General features: G+C 73.2%; 19 protein-coding genes. 8 read left to right on the top strand and 11 right to left on the bottom strand.

Features of this window, described 5'->3' with window-relative positions:
- Nucleotides 1-46 precede the first annotated feature (46 nt).
- Nucleotides 47-928: a 4-hydroxy-tetrahydrodipicolinate synthase family protein gene (locus tag AMK24_RS14750; protein ID WP_073769574.1), complete on the bottom strand. Its 882-nt coding sequence runs from the start codon at nucleotides 926-928 to the stop codon at nucleotides 47-49.
- A gap of 215 nt (nucleotides 929-1,143) precedes the next feature.
- Here AMK24_RS14750 and AMK24_RS14745 point away from each other — a divergent pair, with 215 nt between their 5' ends.
- From AMK24_RS14745 to AMK24_RS33695, 6 genes are all read left to right on the top strand, one after another.
- Complete coding sequence (locus AMK24_RS14745; RefSeq protein ID WP_073769105.1) at nucleotides 1,144-1,806, top strand: DUF4232 domain-containing protein; 663 nt, start codon at nucleotides 1,144-1,146, stop codon at nucleotides 1,804-1,806.
- 123 nt (nucleotides 1,807-1,929) lie between these two features.
- Nucleotides 1,930-2,640 carry an antibiotic biosynthesis monooxygenase gene (locus AMK24_RS14740; RefSeq protein ID WP_073769103.1) on the top strand — a complete coding sequence of 237 codons (711 nt, stop codon included), beginning with the start codon at nucleotides 1,930-1,932 and terminating at the stop codon, nucleotides 2,638-2,640.
- Between the two features lie 139 nt (nucleotides 2,641-2,779).
- On the top strand, nucleotides 2,780-4,267 hold the full coding sequence (locus AMK24_RS14735) for a hypothetical protein (protein WP_073769101.1): 1,488 nt from the start codon (nucleotides 2,780-2,782) through the stop codon (nucleotides 4,265-4,267).
- Nucleotides 4,268-4,445: 178 nt separating this feature from the next.
- Nucleotides 4,446-4,949, top strand: a complete 504-nt coding sequence (locus tag AMK24_RS33700) for a hypothetical protein (RefSeq protein ID WP_143203711.1) — start codon at nucleotides 4,446-4,448, stop codon at nucleotides 4,947-4,949.
- A complete protein-coding gene (locus AMK24_RS33945; RefSeq protein WP_073769099.1) occupies nucleotides 4,912-6,120 on the top strand; it encodes an HNH endonuclease in 1,209 nt (402 codons plus the stop codon). Before AMK24_RS33700 ends, AMK24_RS33945 begins: the two co-directional genes overlap by 38 nt.
- A gap of 437 nt (nucleotides 6,121-6,557) precedes the next feature.
- Entirely contained in the window at nucleotides 6,558-6,788 is a 231-nt protein-coding gene (locus AMK24_RS33695) for a hypothetical protein (RefSeq protein WP_003969918.1), read from the top strand.
- A 108-nt stretch (nucleotides 6,789-6,896) separates the two neighbouring features.
- On the opposite strand, the gene AMK24_RS14725 is transcribed toward AMK24_RS33695, so the two are convergent.
- The 10 genes from AMK24_RS14725 to AMK24_RS14685 form a co-directional block, all read right to left on the bottom strand.
- A complete protein-coding gene (locus tag AMK24_RS14725) occupies nucleotides 6,897-8,108 on the bottom strand; it encodes a TerD family protein (RefSeq protein WP_073769097.1) in 1,212 nt (403 codons plus the stop codon).
- A 98-nt stretch (nucleotides 8,109-8,206) separates the two neighbouring features.
- Nucleotides 8,207-8,428 carry a hypothetical protein gene (locus AMK24_RS14720; RefSeq protein WP_073769095.1) on the bottom strand — a complete coding sequence of 74 codons (222 nt, stop codon included), beginning with the start codon at nucleotides 8,426-8,428 and terminating at the stop codon, nucleotides 8,207-8,209.
- 160 nt (nucleotides 8,429-8,588) lie between these two features.
- Nucleotides 8,589-9,836: an MFS transporter gene (locus AMK24_RS14715; protein ID WP_073769093.1), complete on the bottom strand. Its 1,248-nt coding sequence runs from the start codon at nucleotides 9,834-9,836 to the stop codon at nucleotides 8,589-8,591.
- A 300-nt stretch (nucleotides 9,837-10,136) separates the two neighbouring features.
- Nucleotides 10,137-11,588: a peptidoglycan D,D-transpeptidase FtsI family protein gene (locus tag AMK24_RS14710; RefSeq protein ID WP_073769091.1), complete on the bottom strand. Its 1,452-nt coding sequence runs from the start codon at nucleotides 11,586-11,588 to the stop codon at nucleotides 10,137-10,139.
- A 278-nt stretch (nucleotides 11,589-11,866) separates the two neighbouring features.
- On the bottom strand, nucleotides 11,867-12,250 hold the full coding sequence (locus AMK24_RS14705; RefSeq protein ID WP_073769089.1) for a peptidase inhibitor family I36 protein: 384 nt from the start codon (nucleotides 12,248-12,250) through the stop codon (nucleotides 11,867-11,869).
- Between the two features lie 132 nt (nucleotides 12,251-12,382).
- Nucleotides 12,383-12,730 carry a hypothetical protein gene (locus AMK24_RS14700; protein ID WP_073769087.1) on the bottom strand — a complete coding sequence of 116 codons (348 nt, stop codon included), beginning with the start codon at nucleotides 12,728-12,730 and terminating at the stop codon, nucleotides 12,383-12,385.
- A gap of 194 nt (nucleotides 12,731-12,924) precedes the next feature.
- Nucleotides 12,925-13,704: a helix-turn-helix domain-containing protein gene (locus tag AMK24_RS14695; protein WP_242435168.1), complete on the bottom strand. Its 780-nt coding sequence runs from the start codon at nucleotides 13,702-13,704 to the stop codon at nucleotides 12,925-12,927.
- Complete coding sequence (locus tag AMK24_RS34745; RefSeq protein ID WP_242435167.1) at nucleotides 13,695-13,922, bottom strand: hypothetical protein; 228 nt, start codon at nucleotides 13,920-13,922, stop codon at nucleotides 13,695-13,697. Before AMK24_RS34745 ends, AMK24_RS14695 begins: the two co-directional genes overlap by 10 nt.
- Nucleotides 13,923-14,044: 122 nt before the next feature.
- Nucleotides 14,045-14,524 carry a GNAT family N-acetyltransferase gene (locus AMK24_RS14690; protein ID WP_073769085.1) on the bottom strand — a complete coding sequence of 160 codons (480 nt, stop codon included), beginning with the start codon at nucleotides 14,522-14,524 and terminating at the stop codon, nucleotides 14,045-14,047.
- 86 nt (nucleotides 14,525-14,610) lie between these two features.
- On the bottom strand, nucleotides 14,611-14,994 hold the full coding sequence (locus tag AMK24_RS14685) for a VOC family protein (protein ID WP_073769083.1): 384 nt from the start codon (nucleotides 14,992-14,994) through the stop codon (nucleotides 14,611-14,613).
- Between the two features lie 148 nt (nucleotides 14,995-15,142).
- Here AMK24_RS14685 and AMK24_RS14680 point away from each other — a divergent pair, with 148 nt between their 5' ends.
- Together AMK24_RS14680 and AMK24_RS14675 are read left to right on the top strand one after the other, a co-directional pair.
- Nucleotides 15,143-15,859, top strand: coding sequence for a DsbA family oxidoreductase (locus AMK24_RS14680; protein WP_073769081.1), 717 nt, complete (start codon nucleotides 15,143-15,145; stop codon nucleotides 15,857-15,859).
- A gap of 164 nt (nucleotides 15,860-16,023) precedes the next feature.
- Nucleotides 16,024-17,082 (top strand): aminotransferase class V-fold PLP-dependent enzyme, encoded by a 1,059-nt coding sequence (locus tag AMK24_RS14675; RefSeq protein WP_073769079.1) that lies wholly within the window; start codon nucleotides 16,024-16,026, stop codon nucleotides 17,080-17,082.
- The last annotated feature ends 69 nt before the right edge of the window (nucleotides 17,083-17,151 follow it).

The following is a 17,151-nucleotide window of genomic DNA, read 5'->3' as shown; positions in this document are numbered from 1 at the left end:
CCGGTCCGGGCCCGCACGGGCCCCGGACCGCGGCCCGCCGTCCCCCTCAGGCCGCGAGGAGTTCCTCGTACGCCTTCCGCAGCCCGTCGGCCGCCTCGCGCCCGGCGGGCTGCAGCGGTTCCCGGACCGGGCCGGCGTCCAGGAGGGCCTTGGCGGTGACCGTACCGGGGAGACCGCTCGCCATCATCAGTTCGGTGAGGCGGACCGTGAGGCCGTTCAGCCGGGCCGCCTCGTCGGGGCGGCCCGCGTCGAACGCGTCCAGCGGCGCCCGCATCCGGCGCGGGACCACGTTCGCGACCGTACTGACGCAGCCCGCGCCGCCCACCGCGTACAGCGGCAGGTTCAGCTCCTCGCAGCCCGAGTAGTACGCCAGGGAGGTGCGGGCCATCACCTTCGTCGAGCCGAGCAGGTCGTACGCGCAGTCCTTCACCGCCACCACCCGGGGGTGCTCCGCCAGCCGCAGCAGGGTCTCCGGCTCGATCCGGACGCCGGTGCGGCCGGGGATGTCGTACAGCATCAGCGACAGACCGGTGGCGTCCGCCACCCGCCGGAAGTACGCCTCGACGGCGGCCTGCGGCGGGCGGCTGTAGTACGGGCTCACCACCAGCAGCCCGTCCGCGCCCGCCTCCTCGGCCTCGCGCGCGCGGCGCAGGACGGTCGCGGTGTCCGGGCCGCCGACGCCGGAGAGCAGCGGCACCCCGTCCCCGACCCCCGCCCGGACGGCCCGCAGCAGGGCGGACTTCTCGGCGTCCGTCGTGGTGGGGGACTCGCCCGTGGTGCCGCTGAGGACGATGCCGTCGCAGCCCTCGGCCACCAGACGGGCGGCGTGCGCGCGGGCGGCGTCCGGGTCCAGCGCCCCGGTGGCGGTGAAGGGCGTGATCATGGCGCAGAGGACGCGGCCGAAGGGGCGCGGTGCGGTGGCGGTCATGTCCGAAGTGTCGGCTCCGGCCATCGGGTAGGTCCACTTAGATCTTCTGGGGATGAAGGCAAAGAATTGCTGAAGTGTCCTGGTGGCGGCCCCGCTTCCCCTCCGCCCGCTCCCGTCTCCCGGCCTGCCGCCTCTCCTCTGACATGATCGAGCGGGCGGCCGGACGACCGGCCGCGGCGAGGGGGCGGCGTGAACGGCAGGGGCGAGGGGGCGGCGTGAACGGCAGGGGCGGACGCGTACGGGGGCGGGTCCCGGCCGTCCTGACAGGGGCCGCGACGGTGGTGCTGACCGGCTGCTCCGGCTTCCTCGTCCCGGCCGGCGAGGGGGAACGGCCGGAACCCGCCCCGTCCGCCTCCGCACCCCGCTCCGGCATCGTCCGCGCCGAGACGCTTCCCCCGGCCCCCGCGCCCGCCCACGGGGCGCCCGTGCGGCCCGGCCCGACCGCCGCCCCGGCCGGGAAGTGCCCCGCCTCCGGGGTCGTGGTGGACATGGGCCCGGTGGAGACCGGCATGATGCACCGGGCCGTCGTGCTGACCCTCACCAACTGCGGCCGCGAGCCCTACGCCGTGGACGGCTACCCCGGGGTCCGGGCCCTCGGCGAGGACGGCCGCCCCCTCCCGGTGAAGGTCAACGAGGACGGTTCGTACTTCGGCGGCGACCCGGGTCCGAAGAAGGTCCTGCTGGACCCCGGCGACACCGTGAAGTCGATCCTCGCCTGGGTCTCCACCCCCGAGGGCGGGGACCTGGTGGAGGGCGACGCCCTGGCGGTCTCGGCCGCCCCCGGTCTGCCGGGGCGGGTCTTCCCGCTGGAGGGCCACGACATCCGGCTGATGGACGAGCTCAACACGACGGCCTGGCGCACCGAACTCGGCACATGACGCCGGGGGTTCCCGCCCGCGGCGGCGACCGGCGGCGGAACGGCCTTGACCTCGATCGCGCTTGAGGTGTGACGGTGGTGGCCGTGGCGCACCGACCGGTGCGCACGAGAGGGGAAGACCGCCATGACCATCCGCCTGACCGGCCGCCCGGACCCCGCCCGCCCCGACGCCGCGATCGCCAAAGCCAGTACCTGGAACGTGGGGACGCCCCAGCGGCAGACGCAGGCCGTGGACGCCATCCGGAAGGCCTGGGAGAGCCGGGAGTGGCCGCACCACGGCCTGCTCTCCTACAGCGTCTACGCGGGGGAGGACGGCGCGACGCTCCTGCACTACTCCCAGTGGACCGGCGAACAGGCTTACCAGGACTTCGTACGGGAGGGCCGCGACGCCCGCAACGCCGACATCGACGCCGCGGTCCCCGGCATCGAACGCCTCGGACTCCACGCGTACGCGTTGTACCGCTCCGGCCTCCGGGCCGAGGGCGACACCCGGGAGACCGGCTGCGTCGTGATCGTCGACGTCGAGTTCGACGGGCCCGACCCGGCAAGGCAACGCGACTGGGTGGACAGCGTGTTCGAGGCGCTCGACGGTGAGCCCGAACTGCCCGCCGGCGGCCTCGCCGCGCACTTCCACGCGAGCACCGACGGCACCCGGGTCCTCAACTACGCCGAGTGGGAGAGCGCCGAGCACCACATCGCGGCCCTCGCCGCCCCCGGTGAGGGGATCGGCTCCCGCTCCCCCCTCTGGGAACGCGTCCAGAGGTACCCGGGCATGACCGGCGGCGGCGTGAACCGCTACACCCCGGTGCTCAGCATGGAGCCCGGGGCGGAGTGACGGCGGCGGGACGGGACGGGGGCGGCCCGCGGACTCCCGTGAGCGGTGGGCGGCATGCGGTGAATTGCGTCTAGGCTGGAGCGGCTGAACCGCGTACGCCTTCCGTACGCTCCGAGCACGCACCGAGGAGAATCCCCCGATGTCCGCAGAGCGCCCCTCCATGCCGCCGGTGCGGCTGAACTCCGAGGCCGAACTGGCACGGGACGCGCTCGCCGCTCCGCTGCTGGTCCGCGCCGTACGGCTCGCCCGCTGGGCCGGCCCGGACACCCGGGTCGGCGCGGGCGGTGAACTCGTCGAGGCGCAACTCCCCGCCGCCGCCGAGCACTTGGGGCTCACGGCGGACGAGGAGGGCGCCGCGTACGCCAGCGAGGCATGGCGGCTCGCCGTGGACACCGGCCTCCTCGACGTCACCGACCCCGAGGAAGCCGAACTCCCCGACGGCGCGGACGACTCGGAGGCCGAGGGCACCGTCACCGCGGGCGAGAACCTGGCGCTGCTCACCGGCGGCTCCCCGCAGGACGTCCTGGCCATCTGGCTCGACGGCCTGGACGCCGTGCACGCCGACGCCACCGCGCCCGTCCTGGACGACTTCGCGGACCTGGTCGGCGAGGACGGTTCGATCGACTTCGAGGCGCTGGACTGGGATCCGGAGGCCGAGGCGGAGTTCCTCGACGGCGTGCTCGGCAACCTCTACCTGCTCACCCTCGCGGACAGCGGCGCGGGCGACGATCCGGTCCCGCTGCCCGCGCTGGCCGCCTCGATGATCGTCCCCGACGACATGGGCGAGCCCACCGACGACATCCTGGAGCAGGTGTCGGAGGCGATGATGCGGCTGGACGACCAGTTCCGGCTGCTCGAACCGATCGGGATCGTCGAGTACCGGCCGGTCGACGAGGCGTTGCTGGTCGAGGAGGACGAATCGGCGGACGGCTCCGCCGCCGGGGCCGACGACGACGTCACCCGGTACGGCATGGTCAAGCTCACCCCCCTCGGGCTGTACGGCGTCCGCGCCCGCATGCTGGAGGCGGGGGTGGACGCGCCCGCCGTGGGCGACCTCGCGGGCAAGGGGGCCGAGGCTCTTCTCGACGGCATCGCGCACTACCCGGAGTCCGCCGCCCGCACCGAGGTCACCCTCTGGCTCGCGGGCCGCGGCGCCGGGGACGCGGAGGCGGCGGCCGCGGAGCTGCTGGCCGCCGCACGCGGTACGGACGGGGGCGCGCCGCTCCGCCGCCTCCACTGCCAGCAGGCCCTCGCCCTGGCCGGCCCCGAGGCGGAGCCGGCCGTACGCGCGGTGCTCGACGACCCGGAACTCGGCGGCCTGGCCCGCGTCTGGCTCGCGGAGCGGGGCGCCGCCGACGTGCCCGCACCGCCGGAGGAGATGATCTTCTGGCTGGCCGTCGACACCATCGCCGCCCAATTGGACGCCGACGGCGAGCTGGACGAGCTCCAGGGCCTCGTGGAGGGCCTGTCCACCCAGCACGGCGGCTTCTTCGACGAGGTCTGGCGCGTCGACCACCCGGCCACCGCCGACGTCCTGGAGGCCATGGGCCGCCTGCACGGCGACAAGAAGGCCGCCAAGGAGGCCCGCAAGGCGGCCTTCAAGGCCCGCTCACGCGCGGGCCACTGAGGGGGGCGCGGAGGGTCTCGGACGGAAAGAGGCAGTGGGGGGAGCGGCGCTCAGCGGTGGAGCGTTGTTCTCACCAAGCAGATGTCGACGAGTGGGGTTGTGCCCACCGTACCCGGCGACGGTCAGCGATTCCGACCTGGCAGAATCACCTGCACGAAACGGTGAGGTGAGGAATTCGATGAGTGGCCGGTTGCTTGTGGGCGAGGTGCTGCGGTCCTCGCAGAACAGGGATCCGCTCATTTCCGACATGGATGGTCATCCGAACATCCATCACCGAACGGCTTCGCGGATTCTTGCTCCGATTCAGCTGAGCAAGGGAATCAACCCGATCGCTGAAGTCAAGGCGGCAGGCATCACGCGTCGGCCGGCGGTGCTCATTCGTTCGAGCCCCTGGAAGGCGGGATCCGTCGAGACGCCGTGGCACGATGAATTCGACCTGAAGCGCGGACGCGTCGTCTACTTCGGGGATCAACGTGTCGATCATGCCGTTCCTGTGGGCGGTACGCCGGGCAACAAGGTGCTGCAGAGGGTCTGGGCGAGCCATCGCGCAGTGAGCCCGCGGGAGCGGGCCCTGGCTGCGCCCCTGCTCGTCTTCGCGACGGTTACGCGCAACAAGACCCCCAAGGGATACGTGCAAGGGATACGTGAAGTTCTGCGGCCTGGCGGTCATCGAGGACTGTGAAGTCATCGAACAGAGCGACAAGGGGAAGACCTTTCCCAATATGCGCTACGAACTGGCACTCCTCGATCTGCAGGGGGAGGAGGACCGGTTGAACTGGGCCTGGATCGAAGCGCGCGGCGACAAGCGCCTCTCGGCGGCGGATGCGCTGGAGCGCGCGCCGCGTTCCTGGCGCCGTTGGGTGGAGGGCGGTCGTGCCGTCCTTCCCGAAGTGCGTCAACGTCCTCTTCGTCTGGAGGAGACCGCAGCCACTTCTTCGCCTCTTGCCCCCAGCCGGCCCGAGAACTCGCTGATCCCCCCGCTGGCGGACGAAGACGTCGCCAGGGCGGCAAGAGGCGAGCGGCAGCCGGACCTCACGGTCGATCACCTGATGGAAAGACTGAGGAAGATCAGGGTTCATCGACGTGAGGGACATGTGAGCCCGCACAAGGCTCTGGCTCTGATGTGGGCCATCGCGCGGAACGCCCGAGGGGAATCAAGGCTTTCGCCCTGGCCGCAATTCCGTCAGGAAGTGGGCGATCTGTTGGTCGAGTTCGGTCGGCCTCATTCCTCCCCGACTCCGGAGTACCCGTTCTGGCACCTTCGGACGAGCGGCTTGTGGGACGTCGAAGGGCTCTCGACGGAGCAGCCGGAAAAGGTGAGCGCGGCGGCTTTCGACAGATCCGAACCGCGAGCAGGCTTCACCGACCAGGCCGACCGGCTCCTGAGAGATCCGTTCGTACGGTCCCAGGCCATCGCCGTCGTACGGGAGACGTTTCTGGCCGACTTCGAGCAGCACCGGCTGATGGACCGCCTCGGGTTGGCCGGGTACGAGAGCGCGAGCGGTATAGAGAAATCGGCAGACGGCCAGGGGCGGCAAGGTCCCGTGGCTCGTCGGGAGACGACCACGTACCGTGCCGTTCGCGACGTCGGGTTGGCCGATCGGGTGAAGAAGATGCACGCCGACCATTGCCAGGTCTGTGGAGAGCAGCTGGCGAAACGGTTCGGCACGTACAGCGAAGCAGCCCACATCCGGGGACTGGGGCACCCGCACGACGGGCCCGACGAACTTGCCAACCTGTTGGTGCTGTGCCCCAACCATCACGTTCAGTTCGACACGCTGGCCATCTACGTCGATCCGGAAGGCACCGTCCGTTCGACCTCGAACGGTAGTCGCGTGGGAACGCTCCGTTAGATTCCCCAGCACCGCATCAGCCAAGCGCATCTGCGCTACCACCGAGCTCTGTGCGGCAGGGACGCTCCGGCTTCGGAGTCCGCGTTGCCGGCCCCTCGTTCGATGCAGCACGACGAGCAACTGCGTGAGGCTCCGGACTACTGACCAGTGCGGGAGATGCGCGCGCCCGGTGTGTCACGGCTCGCGGCTTTCCGGAGGTGGTGCCCGACCCCACCGGGAAACCGACCGCATACCGGCTCCAACACCCTCGGCCGGGCACAAGGGCCGCCACACGTTCGGGGGCTTTCCGAGGTGGTGTTCTGCCGTGATTCCGCTGCTGGGGACGGGTGCCGACCCCGGGTGGGCAGGGGGAGTGCTGGTTACGATCCGGTATTTCTGGGGGGCCCGGGCGTCGGCGGGCATGGCGTCGGGCCATCGCAGGGCGCATACTCGTGGCAATGAAACAGTCAGCCGGCTCCCGGCGTCACCTGCCGTCCAGTCCCTTCAACCGCCCGGCCCAGGAGGCCCCACCGGTCGAATGCTTCGATGTGGGCGACCGGGTGTCGCACGACCAGTTCGGGCTCGGCAGGATTCTCGCTGTCGAGGGCGACAACGATGCTGTCCTCATCGACTTCTCGGGGCGTCAGGGAAGGATCCTGAGCCCCTACTCCAAGCTGACCAAGCTCTGAGCGGAGGGCGGAGCGGGCGCCGTCAGCCGCCCGCCCCCTCCGCTCGTCCTCACGTTCCGGGGCGCCCCCAGCAGGTCCGGGGCGCCCCGGACCTGCTTCGGGGCCCGGTCACAGGGCTTGCGCGGCGGGCTTCACCATGCCCCGCACGGTGCGCGACTTCACGAACTCGCCCAGCGCGGTCATCTCCCACTCGCCGGTGAACTGCCTGATGAGCTTGGCCATCATCACGCCCGTCTGCGGCTCCGCGCCGGTGAGGTCGAAGCGGACCAGCTCCTCGCCCGTGGCGTCGTCGATCAGCCGGCAGTACGCCTTGGCGACCTCGCTGAACTTCTGGCCGGTGAAGCTGTTCACCGTGAAGACCAGGCCCGTGGCCTCCGCGGGAAGCCGGCCCAGGTCCACCATGATCGTCTCGTCGTCTCCCGCGCCCTCGCCGGTGAGGTTGTCCCCGGAGTGCTGGACCGCGCCGTTCAGGATGGTCAGCTTGCCGAAGTAGCAGCTGGCCAGGTGGTTGCGCTGGGGGCCGTAGGCGATGACCGACGCGTCCAGGTCGATGTCCTTGCCGCGGAAGGCGGGCTCCCAGCCCAGGCCCATCCTGACCCGCGACAGCAGGGGCGCCCCGCCCTTGACGAGCGACACCGTCTGGTTCTTCTGGAGGCTGACCCGGCCCTTGTCCAGGTTGATCTTCCCCGAGCCGGCGGGGGCCGCCGGGGGAGCGGGGGGAGAGGGCGGGGCGATCCGCGGGTCCACGGGAGCGGCCACCGGCGCGGGGGCCTGCGGCGCGGGCGGGGCGGGCGCCGCCTGCGGGGCGGGGGCCGCCGGCTCCTCGACCGTGACGCCGAAGTCCGTGGCGATCCCGGCCAGCCCGTTCGCGTACCCCTGGCCGACCGCGCGTGCCTTCCAGGCCCCGTTGCGCCGGTAGACCTCGATGACCACGAGCGCCGTCTCCGAGCCCAACCGGGGCGGGGTGAAGGTGGCGAGCGCGCTGCCGTCGTCCGCGTTGCGCACGGTGGCGGTGGGCTCGATGCCCTGGAAGGTCTGGCCCGCGGCGTCCGGGCTCGCGGTGACGACGATCTTCTCGATGTCCGGCGGCACGGCCGCGGTGTCCACCACGATCGCGTCGGGCGCGGAGCCTCCGCCGGAGCGGTAGGTCACCCCGGAGCCGGAGGGCTGGTTGTAGAAGATGAAGTCGTCGTCGGAGCGCACCCTGCCGTCGGCGGTGAGCAGCAGGCCCGAGACGTCGAGCCGCACCGGAGCGGCGACGTCCACCGCCACGCGGGCGGCGGAGAGGGGAAGGTTCGAGCCGGGGGTCATTGCGGTCATGCACGGGGTAACGAACGACCCGGCTTTGCCGTTCCCTTACCTTCGGCCGTCCGGACGACAGGCGATGGCACGGTGGGACGGCGGCCGTCGGCCCGGTCTCAGCGGCGGTTGCGCGGGTGGTCGCGGGCGGTCCGCTCGTTGCCGTGCTTGTACGCCCCGGTCCACCGTGCCATCACCAGCTGGGCGTCGCCCGAGGCGACCTCCGCCAGGAACTTCTCCGCCCGGCCGCCGCGCAGGGCGCCCGCGGCGCGGCCGTGGTGGGTGATGACGACGCTCTGGTCGCCCTGCTGCTCGTACTGGAATCCGGAAGGTTTCGGCATGGCCGTATCCTGCCCGGCCCGCCGTGCCCGCGTCGCACGGATTTCCGCGGCCCCGTAGCCCCGCGCAGCCCGCCCCGCAATCCCGTCGCCCCGAAATCCCGCATCCCCGCAGCCCCGTCGCTCTCCGGGCCGCCCGGCCCCCTCCGGGGCGTCCGTGCCGTCATCGCCCGCCCGGATGACCGCCGGCCGCCGCCCCGTCCGGCCGCCGTCCCGTCCGGGCGCCCGCGGCCAGTACCGCCGCCGCCAGCACCCCCAGCCCCCCGGCCGCCACCGTCAGCAGCCGGACGTCCGCCACCGCGACGAGCCCCGCCCCCAGGGCCAGGGCCACCGCGTTGGGCGCCGTCATCAGCGAGGCCGCCGTCGCCGCCGTCCGCCCCAGCACCGCGTCCGGCGTCTCCCGCTGCACCGCCGTCGTCGCCGCGATCAGCACGCACGGCAAACCGAACCCGATGGCCGCGCTCGCCGCCAGGGCGACCGCGTCCGACGGCACCGACCGCGCCGCCACGGCCAGCCCGAACAGCGCCGTCCCGGCCGCCGCGAACACCCGCTCCGGCAGGCGGCGCAGCAGCGGGCCCGCCAGCAGCCCCACCGCCACCGAACCCGCGCCCTGCACCGCGTACAGCACCCCCGCGTACGCCGGTGCGCGGCCGAGTACATCGTCGACGTACGCGAAGGTCACGGCCCCGTTCACCCCCGCCAGCAGCATCGTCACCGAGCCCGCCGTCACCAGCGGGCGCAGCCCGGCCGAGGCGCGGATCCGCCGCAGCCCGGCGACGAGTTCAGCGGACCACGGCTCCGTCCGGTCCCGGTCGCGCGGGCCCTCCCGCACCGGCAGCCGGGCGAAGACCAGGGCGGCGACGCCACATGTCACCGCCGCCGGCAGCGCCACGGCCGGACCGCCGAACCGCGCGTACAGGCCCGCGCCCACCAGCGGTGCGACCAGCTTCACGCCCTCGTTGGCCGTCATCCGCAGCCCGTTGAAGTCCGCCAGCAGCGGGGCGGGCACGGTCCCCGCGACCAGTGCCGACTCCGCCGCGTCGAGCAGGACGCCGCCCGCCCCGTAGAGCACCAGCACCACGAACACCAGCCAGACCGTGCGGCCCGAGTCCACCAGCAGCAGCATGGCGAGCAGACAGGCCATCGCCAGATTCACCCGGACCAGCAGAGCCTTCCGGTCCATCCGGTCGGCGAGCGCTCCGAGCGCCGGTCCCGCCAGCACCGGAACCCACATCGCGCACACCGTCAGGGCCGCAAGACTGTTCGACCCGGTCAGCGACTTGACCCAGATCCCCGCCGTGAGCCACATCGCCGAGGTACCGAAACCGGAGACGACCACCCCCGCCAGATACCGCCCGGCCACGCGGTCCCGCAGGACCCGCGCCACCGCCGTACCGCCCGTACCGCCCATGCCGCTCCGGCCTCCGCTCCGTGATCCGCGCCCACACCGTGCGGCTCATGCTGCGGAGTAAGGCGGTGCGACGGCATCGGGCGGATTCCCTAGGGCCGGTCGTCACACCGCCCTCGTCGCCCGAAGGGCGGCCGGGCAGCCGGCAGGGTGACGACAGACCCCGGGCCGGTCCGCCGGGGGTGCGGGGGCGGCTCGGGGGACCGGGCGCCGTCCGGAGCGACGGGGGGCGAGGCCGGCCGAAGAGGGGGGTGCGGGGCCGGGGACCGGAGGCGGTTCACGAGTCGCCCCGGCCCCCCCGGTTCACCGCTCCAGCGCCGCCTTCATCATCTTCTGCGCGACCGGCGCGGCCAGCCCGTTTCCGCTGACCTCGGAGCGCGCCGAGCCCGAGTCCTCGACGATCACGGCCACCGCCACCTCTTCACCGCTCTCACGGTCCTTCGCGTACGAGGTGAACCAGGCGTACGGGGTGTTGCCGTTGTCCACGCCGTTCTGCGCCGTCCCCGTCTTGCCGCCGACCTCGGCCCCGGGAATCCGGGCGTTGGCGCCGGTGCCCTCCTCGACGACCGTCACCATCGCGCTCCGCAACTGCTTCGCCGTCGACTCCTCCACCACCCGCTTCCCCTCGCCGTCGCCGGTCTCCTCCAGCGCCGTCCCGTCCCCGTCCGTCACCCGGGACACCATGTGCGGCGCGGCCGACTCGCCGCCGTTGGCCAACGCCGAGGTGACCATCGCCATCTGGAGCGGGGTCGCGGTGACCTCGAACTGGCCGATCCCCGTCAGCGCCGTCTGCGCCTCGTCCATACCGGTCGGATACACGCTCTTCGCCGCCCGCACCGGGACGTCCAGCTTCTCCGTGTCGAATCCGAAGGCGTCCGCCATCTCCTTCACCTTCTCCTGGCCGAGATCGACGGCCGCTTTCGCGAAGACGTTGTTGCAGGAGTACTGGAGCGCGGTGCGCAGGGTCGCGTTCTCGCACGGGGCGGAGGCGTTCTCGTTGCGCAGGACGGTGGCCGTGTTCGGCAGGGTGTACGGGTCGGGACTGTCGGTGGGCTCGTCGACCGAGCCGTACAGCCCGTTCTCCAGCGCCGCCGCCGCGACCACCAGCTTGAACGTGGAGCCCGGCGCCAGCGGCTGCCGCAGCGCCCGGTTGACCAGCGGCTTGTCCTCGTCCTCCAGCAGCGCCTTCCACGCCTCGCCGTCCGCCGTCCCGCTGATCTTCGAGGGGTCGTACGAGGGGGTGGAGACCATGCCGAGGATCCGCCCGGTCCTCGGGTCCATCGCCACCGCCGCGCCCTTGTCGTCGCCGAGCGCCTCGTAAGCGGCCTTCTGGACGTCCGGGTCGATGGTGGTGAGGACGTCGCCCGGCGTCGCCTGTTCACCGGTGAGCAGGTCCTTCGGGTTCTTCAGCCGGTCGTCCGTGCCGTCCAGGACGTCGCCGTAGATCCCTTCGAGCTGGGTCGCCCCGTACGCCTGCGAGCTGTAGCCGGTGACGGCCGCGTACAGCTCGCCGTGGGTGTACGTGCGCTTGTACCGGAGGTCGCCACCCGCGGTCCCCTTCGATCCGGTGACCGGCGAACCGGCCACGATGATGTCCCCGAGCGGCTGCGCGTACTGCGCGATCGTCTTCCGCCGGTTGTGCTCGTCGTCTGCGAGCGCCTTGGCCTCGTAGCCCTGCACCCACGTCGCCCGCACCAGCAGGGCGAGCACCATGAGCAGGCAGAAGACCGAAGCGCGCCTGATGGTCTTGTTCATCCCGCTGGAGGGACGAACGGGACGCCTCCGGACGTTCCTGATCGTGCCCCTTCTCACCCCCTTCTCACCCGTTTCTCACCTGGGGCGCCGTCACCCGGCGCCCGCGACCCTCGGGCGCCTCGCGGGCCCCCGGCCGGCCCCCGGCGCCTCCTGCCCGGCGATGATCCGCCTCCGCCGCGCGGGGGAGGCGGGCCGCCCCTCGGGTGCGGGCCCGCGGGGGCCGCCGTCCGGTGGTGCTCGTCCTAAGGCGGCCCCCGCCCCCCCCGTGGCACGGGGGCTCAGCCGCAGGATCCCCTGCTGACCGAGCTGGCGATGTTGTCCCATGCCGCGTTGACCGACTGGAGGTTGGCCGGGCTCTGGTTCCAGATCGGCCAGCAGTTGCCGCCGTAGCCGTACCAGTCGTGGAGGGCGAACACGGTGCCGGTGCGGTTCCAGTACGAGGAGGTCCGGTTGTCCATCGACTGACCCCGCAGGTCCGGCGAACCCGACCGGAACCAGGCGATCGTGCCGGTGCCGTCGCGCCCGTCGAAGATGCAGAAGGAACCGTTGGGGCAGCGGTCCCAGCCGGCCGCCGGTGCGGCGGTCGCCGCCGGAGCCGAGACCGTGACCGCCGACAGGAGGAGGGCGGCCGCCAGGACCGGCTTGAGGAATGCTGTGCGCATACGTCTACTCCGTTGCGTGCGTGCGTGCGTGCGTGATGCGGTGCGGTGCGGAGACGGAAGCGGTGCCGAGCCGTTCCGGCCGGGGCGGGCCGCCGCACGGGCCGCCCGCCCCTTGCCGGAGGGCCCGTGGGCCTATTCGAGCCAGGTGCCGACGACCCGGTCGCCGAGGCTGCACCACGCAGTGCTCTTCGCGGGCGCCCAGACGTACGGGCCGTAGCGCACGTAGCGGTAGCCGCCCAGGTTCTCGCACCTGATCGCCTGGCGGTAGCGGCCCGAGTCGCACCAGCCGCTGTTCCCGTAATGCCCTTCGCTGCCGTGCTCCGGCTGGCCCCAGCACGCCTGCTGCACGGAGGCGGCCGAGGCGGGAGGCGCCGTGGAGAGGGAGGGGCCGCTCGCCGCGGCGCCCGGTGCGAGGGCCGCGCCCCCCGCCAGGACGAGCGCCGTCGAGGCCAGCATTCCCGCGATGCGCTTTCTGATCATGTGACTCCCCCAGAGGCCGACACGTTCGTGGAACGTGTACGAGACGTTGGTCCGCCGCCCGTTCCGGCCGGGCGGCGGATGGTCGCTTCGCGTCCGAACGTAGGGGCCGGCCGAGGAGAGCCGCCAACATTTCGAGGACCGTCGAAAGGAGCCGGGTGGCGGGAAGTTCCTCCCGCGCCGGCCGGGCCGACCCGTCAGGCGACGGGGCGCCCGCCCAGCAGGGCCAGACCCAGCGAGGTGACGGTGTGCACGGCCGCTCTGCCCTCGCGACGGGTGGCGAGCAGGCGCGCGTTGCGCAACGCGGCCGTGTGGTGGGTAGCGGTCGCCGGCGAGATCCCCAGGACGCGGGCCAGCTCCGTGGTGCGGCGCCCGGCGACGGCCGCCCGCAGGACCGCGGCCCTGGTACGCCCCAGCAGATCGTCGAGCGAGTGCACGGCGGACTCGCCCCCGCCCTCCCACAGGGCGGGGGCGGGCGCCCCAAGGCCGGGGGCGGGGACGGCCAGCGTGGGCGGCCGGGACGGATCGAGCGGCGGGAAGAGCAGTTCGATCTGGCCGGTGGAGAACATCGTCGGGGCGATGACCAGACCGCGCCCGTTCAGATGGACGTCCTCGTCGCGCGCGTGGGCCACCTCCAGAACCGGGGGCCGCCAGCGGGCGGCCGAGCCGCCGAGCCCGGTGAGGAGCCGCTCGACCCCGCCGTCCGCCATCGCGCGCACGTACCCGGCCCGGGCCTCGTCCAGATGGGAACGGACCCCGTTCCAGTACGGGGCGACGGTCACGCGGTGGCAGGCCCGGAGCGCCGAGGCCACCTGGAGGCGGGCCTCCCGGGCGCCGTCGAGCAGACCGCGGGCCCACGTGCGGTGCGCGGGGTGGAAGCCGATGTGCTCCAGTTCGACGCGCAGCAGGGCCCGGGGCGCCGCCATCCAGGTGTCCACCGCCTCGTCGATCGACGGCGCGGCGCCCATCAAGGACATCGCGTCGACCAGGGGCCCCGCGCGGGCATCAACGCCGCGAGCGGGCCCGCCCCCTCGCCCAGCCGTCCGCGGACCGACACCTGCCAGCCGCGGAACGCGAGGCCCGCGTCGCGGTTCCCCAGCATCCGCACGCTGTCGAACGTCTCCGCCGCCACGCCGATGGTGGGGGCCACACGCGTGCGGGCCAGGTCCTCCGCCGTGAAGTGGATGCGTTTCACCGAGCGCCCCGTCCCCGCGTCACCGTCCGGTCCCGGTCATTCTTCCGCCGTGGACATAAGCCGTGCAACGGCCGAATCAGGCCACGACCGACAGCCCGTGCGGCGTGGGGGAGGGGCGTTCCCTAGCCGTGCAGCGTGGTCAGGACCTCGTCGATCTCCTCGCCGCGAGCCGCGGCGAACCCCCGGTCCGCGCCGGTCACCACGAAGCCGCACTTCTCCAGCACCCGGCGCGATCCGAGGTTGTCGGCGGCGGCCCGGGCGTGCAGCGGACGCGTGGGCGACTCGTCGAGGTACGCCCGCAGGGCGGCCGTCGCCAGGCCGCGGCCCCAGTGCGCGCGGTCGATCCAGTACGTGACCTGGCGGTCGCCCGGCTCCCCGTACTCCCCGACATGGCCCACCACCGTCCCGTCCGCCACCACCGTGCGCATCACCACGGTGCTCGACGCGGCACGGATGCGCGCCCAGTGGGCGTCGAACGCGGTCCTGTCGGCGGGGTCCTGCGGGGTGAACGCGGCGACGCGGGTCGCGTCGGGGTCGCTCATCCAGGCGAAGAACAGCGGCAGGTCCCCGTCATGGACCGCACGCAGGGTTATCTCGGTCATCAGAGCCTCCGGGGGCGGGTACGCATCGTTCCCGGCCGTCGGCAGGGCGGTCCTCCACCGTCTGCCGCGGCAGGGGAAAAGGGATGTCAGGCGTCCGTCGCGGCCCGGTCGGACGCGCTGCGCAGGACGCAGAACTCGTTGCCCTCGGGATCGGCGAGGACCACCCAGCCGGAGCCGTCGGGGTTCCGCAGATCGGAGACGAGGGTGGCGCCGAGGGCCAGCAGCCGCTCCACCTCCGGTTCGCGCGAGGTGTCGGGGCGCAGGCACAGATGGAGCCGGTTCTTGCCGGCCTTGGCCTCGGGGACCTGGTTGAAGTACAGCGCCGGGCCCTCCGCCTGCCGTACCTGCGCCTCCGGGGCGCCCGGCGCGTCCTGCGGATGCAGCGGGCAGCCGGTCACCTCGCTCCAGAACCGGGCCAGCCCGTAGGCGTCCGCACAGTCGATCGCCACGTTCTGCACCACCGAGATCATGCGGGGGAGTCTCCCCGATTTCCGCACCGGACGCCAGCAGATCGCCTCCGGCAGGGGAATCACCAGGTCAGGTCCGGTGTTCGTACCGGAGAACCGGCGCGCGGCGAACCCTCCGCACGCCCCCGCGAGCCTGGAGAGAAGAAGAGTCATGCGCGTCGAGATCTGGTCGGACATCGCCTGCCCGTGGTGCTACATCGGCAAGGCCCGTTTCGAGAAGGGTCTCGCGGAGTTCGCCCACCGGGACGAGGTCGAGGTGGTGCACCGGTCCTTCGAGCTCGACCCCTCCCGCGCCAAGGGCGACACCGCGCCCGTGCTCGACATGCTGGCCCGGAAGTACGGCCGCACCCGCGAGGAGGCGGCCTCGATGGAGGCCGACGTGGCGGCCAACGCGCGGGCCGAGGGGCTCGGCTACCGGCTCGAGGGCCGTGACCACGGCAACACCTTCGACATCCACCGGCTGCTGCACCTGGCCAAGGCCCGGGGCCGCCAGGATGAGCTGCTGACCCTCGCCTACCGGGCCAACTTCGCGGAGGAGCGCTCCGTCTACGACGACGAGGTGCTGCTCGCCCTCGCGGTGGAGGCCGGGCTCGACGCCGACGAGGCGCGGGCGGTGCTCGCCGACCCCGGGGCGTACGCCGACGACGTCCGCGCCGACGAGCGCGAGGCGGCCGAACTGGGCGCCGGCGCCGTGCCGTTCTTCGTCCTCGACCGGCGGTACGGGATCTCCGGCGGCCAGCCCTCCGAGGTCTTCGTCCAGGCGCTGGAGCAGGCATGGAAGGACCGTTCCGCCACCGCCCTCGCCGACGTCGGCGGGGATGCCCCGGCCTGCGGCCCCGACGGGGCCTGCGAGGTCCCGCAGAGCTGAGCCGGGGCCGGGGGGCGGGACCGGATCGGGACCGGACGACGGCGGGCGTGTGCCGGAGCCCGGGCCGGGGAGCGCCGGTCCCGCGCCCCGTGTCCGCGCCCCCGCGGCCCCCTTCTTCACTCTGCGTGATTGACTGTGCGCCGCCGGGGCCTCAGGCTGGCCGTATGACGATCCTCGCGCCCATCCCCGCGGCAGCCGCCGAGTTCGCGCCGGAGGTCACCTACCTCAACACCTCCAGCTGGGGCCTCCTGCCCCGCCGGACGATCGCCGCCGTCAAGGCCCTGGCCGACGAGAACGCGGCGGGCCGCCGGGTGGGCGCGGGCAGCTTCGACGCGGTGGAGGCGGCCCGGGCCGGCTTCGCCCGGCTCGTCGGAGTCCACCCGGACCGCGTCGCCACCGGCAGCTCCGTCACCGTGCACGTCGGCCTGATCGCCGCATCACTGCCGCCCGGGGCCGAAGTCCTCTGCCCCCAGGGGGAGTTCTCCTCCGTGGTCAGCCCGTTCGCGCTCCGCGGGGATCTGCGGACGCGGTACGTCCCGCTCGACGGCCTCGCCGCCGCCGTCCGCCCCTCGACCGACCTGGTCGCCTTCTCCGCCGTGCAGTCGGCGGACGGCCGGGTGGCCGACCTCGCCGCCGTCCGCGCGGCCGCCGCCGCGCACGGGGCCCGGACGCTGCTGGACGCCACCCAGGCGGCGGGCTGGCTGCCGCTGGACGCCGGGGCGTACGACTACACGGTCACCGGCGGTTTCAAGTTCCTGCTCTGCCCGCGCGGTACGTCGTTCCTCACCGTCACGGAGGAAGCGCAGGAAACTCTGCCGCCCCTCTTCGCCGGGTGGGTCTCCGCCGGGGCGCCCTGGGCGGGCAACTACGGCCCGCTGGAACGCCTCGCCCCGACCGCCCGGGGGTTCGACGAGCCGCCCGCCTTCCTCTCGTACCACGGGGCCGAGCACTCCCTCGCCCTGCTCGCCGAGGTCGGCGCCGACACCTTGTACGCGCACGCCACCGGGCTCGCCGCCCGGCTGCGCGCGGGGCTCACCGGGCTGGGGCGCGCGGTGGTCCCGGGGGAGTCGGCCATCGTCTCCGTGCCGGGGCTGGCGGACCGTCAGCCGGAGCTGGCGGAGGCCGGGATCGCCGTCTCCGCCCCGGTGGGGAACCTGCGCGTCTCCTGCCACCTCTACAACACCGAGGCCGACGTGGACCGGGTGCTAGAGTTCCTGGCCTGACCCGTGCGGAGCCCTCCCGGAGCCCCGGCGCGCGTTCCCGGGTCCGCCGTACGAACCCCCGGCCCCTCC

The sequence above is a fragment of the Streptomyces sp. CB02366 genome, from assembly GCF_001905905.1.
Taxonomy (GTDB): Bacteria; Actinomycetota; Actinomycetes; order Streptomycetales; family Streptomycetaceae; genus Streptomyces.
This window is presented reverse-complemented; position numbering and strand designations above follow the sequence as displayed.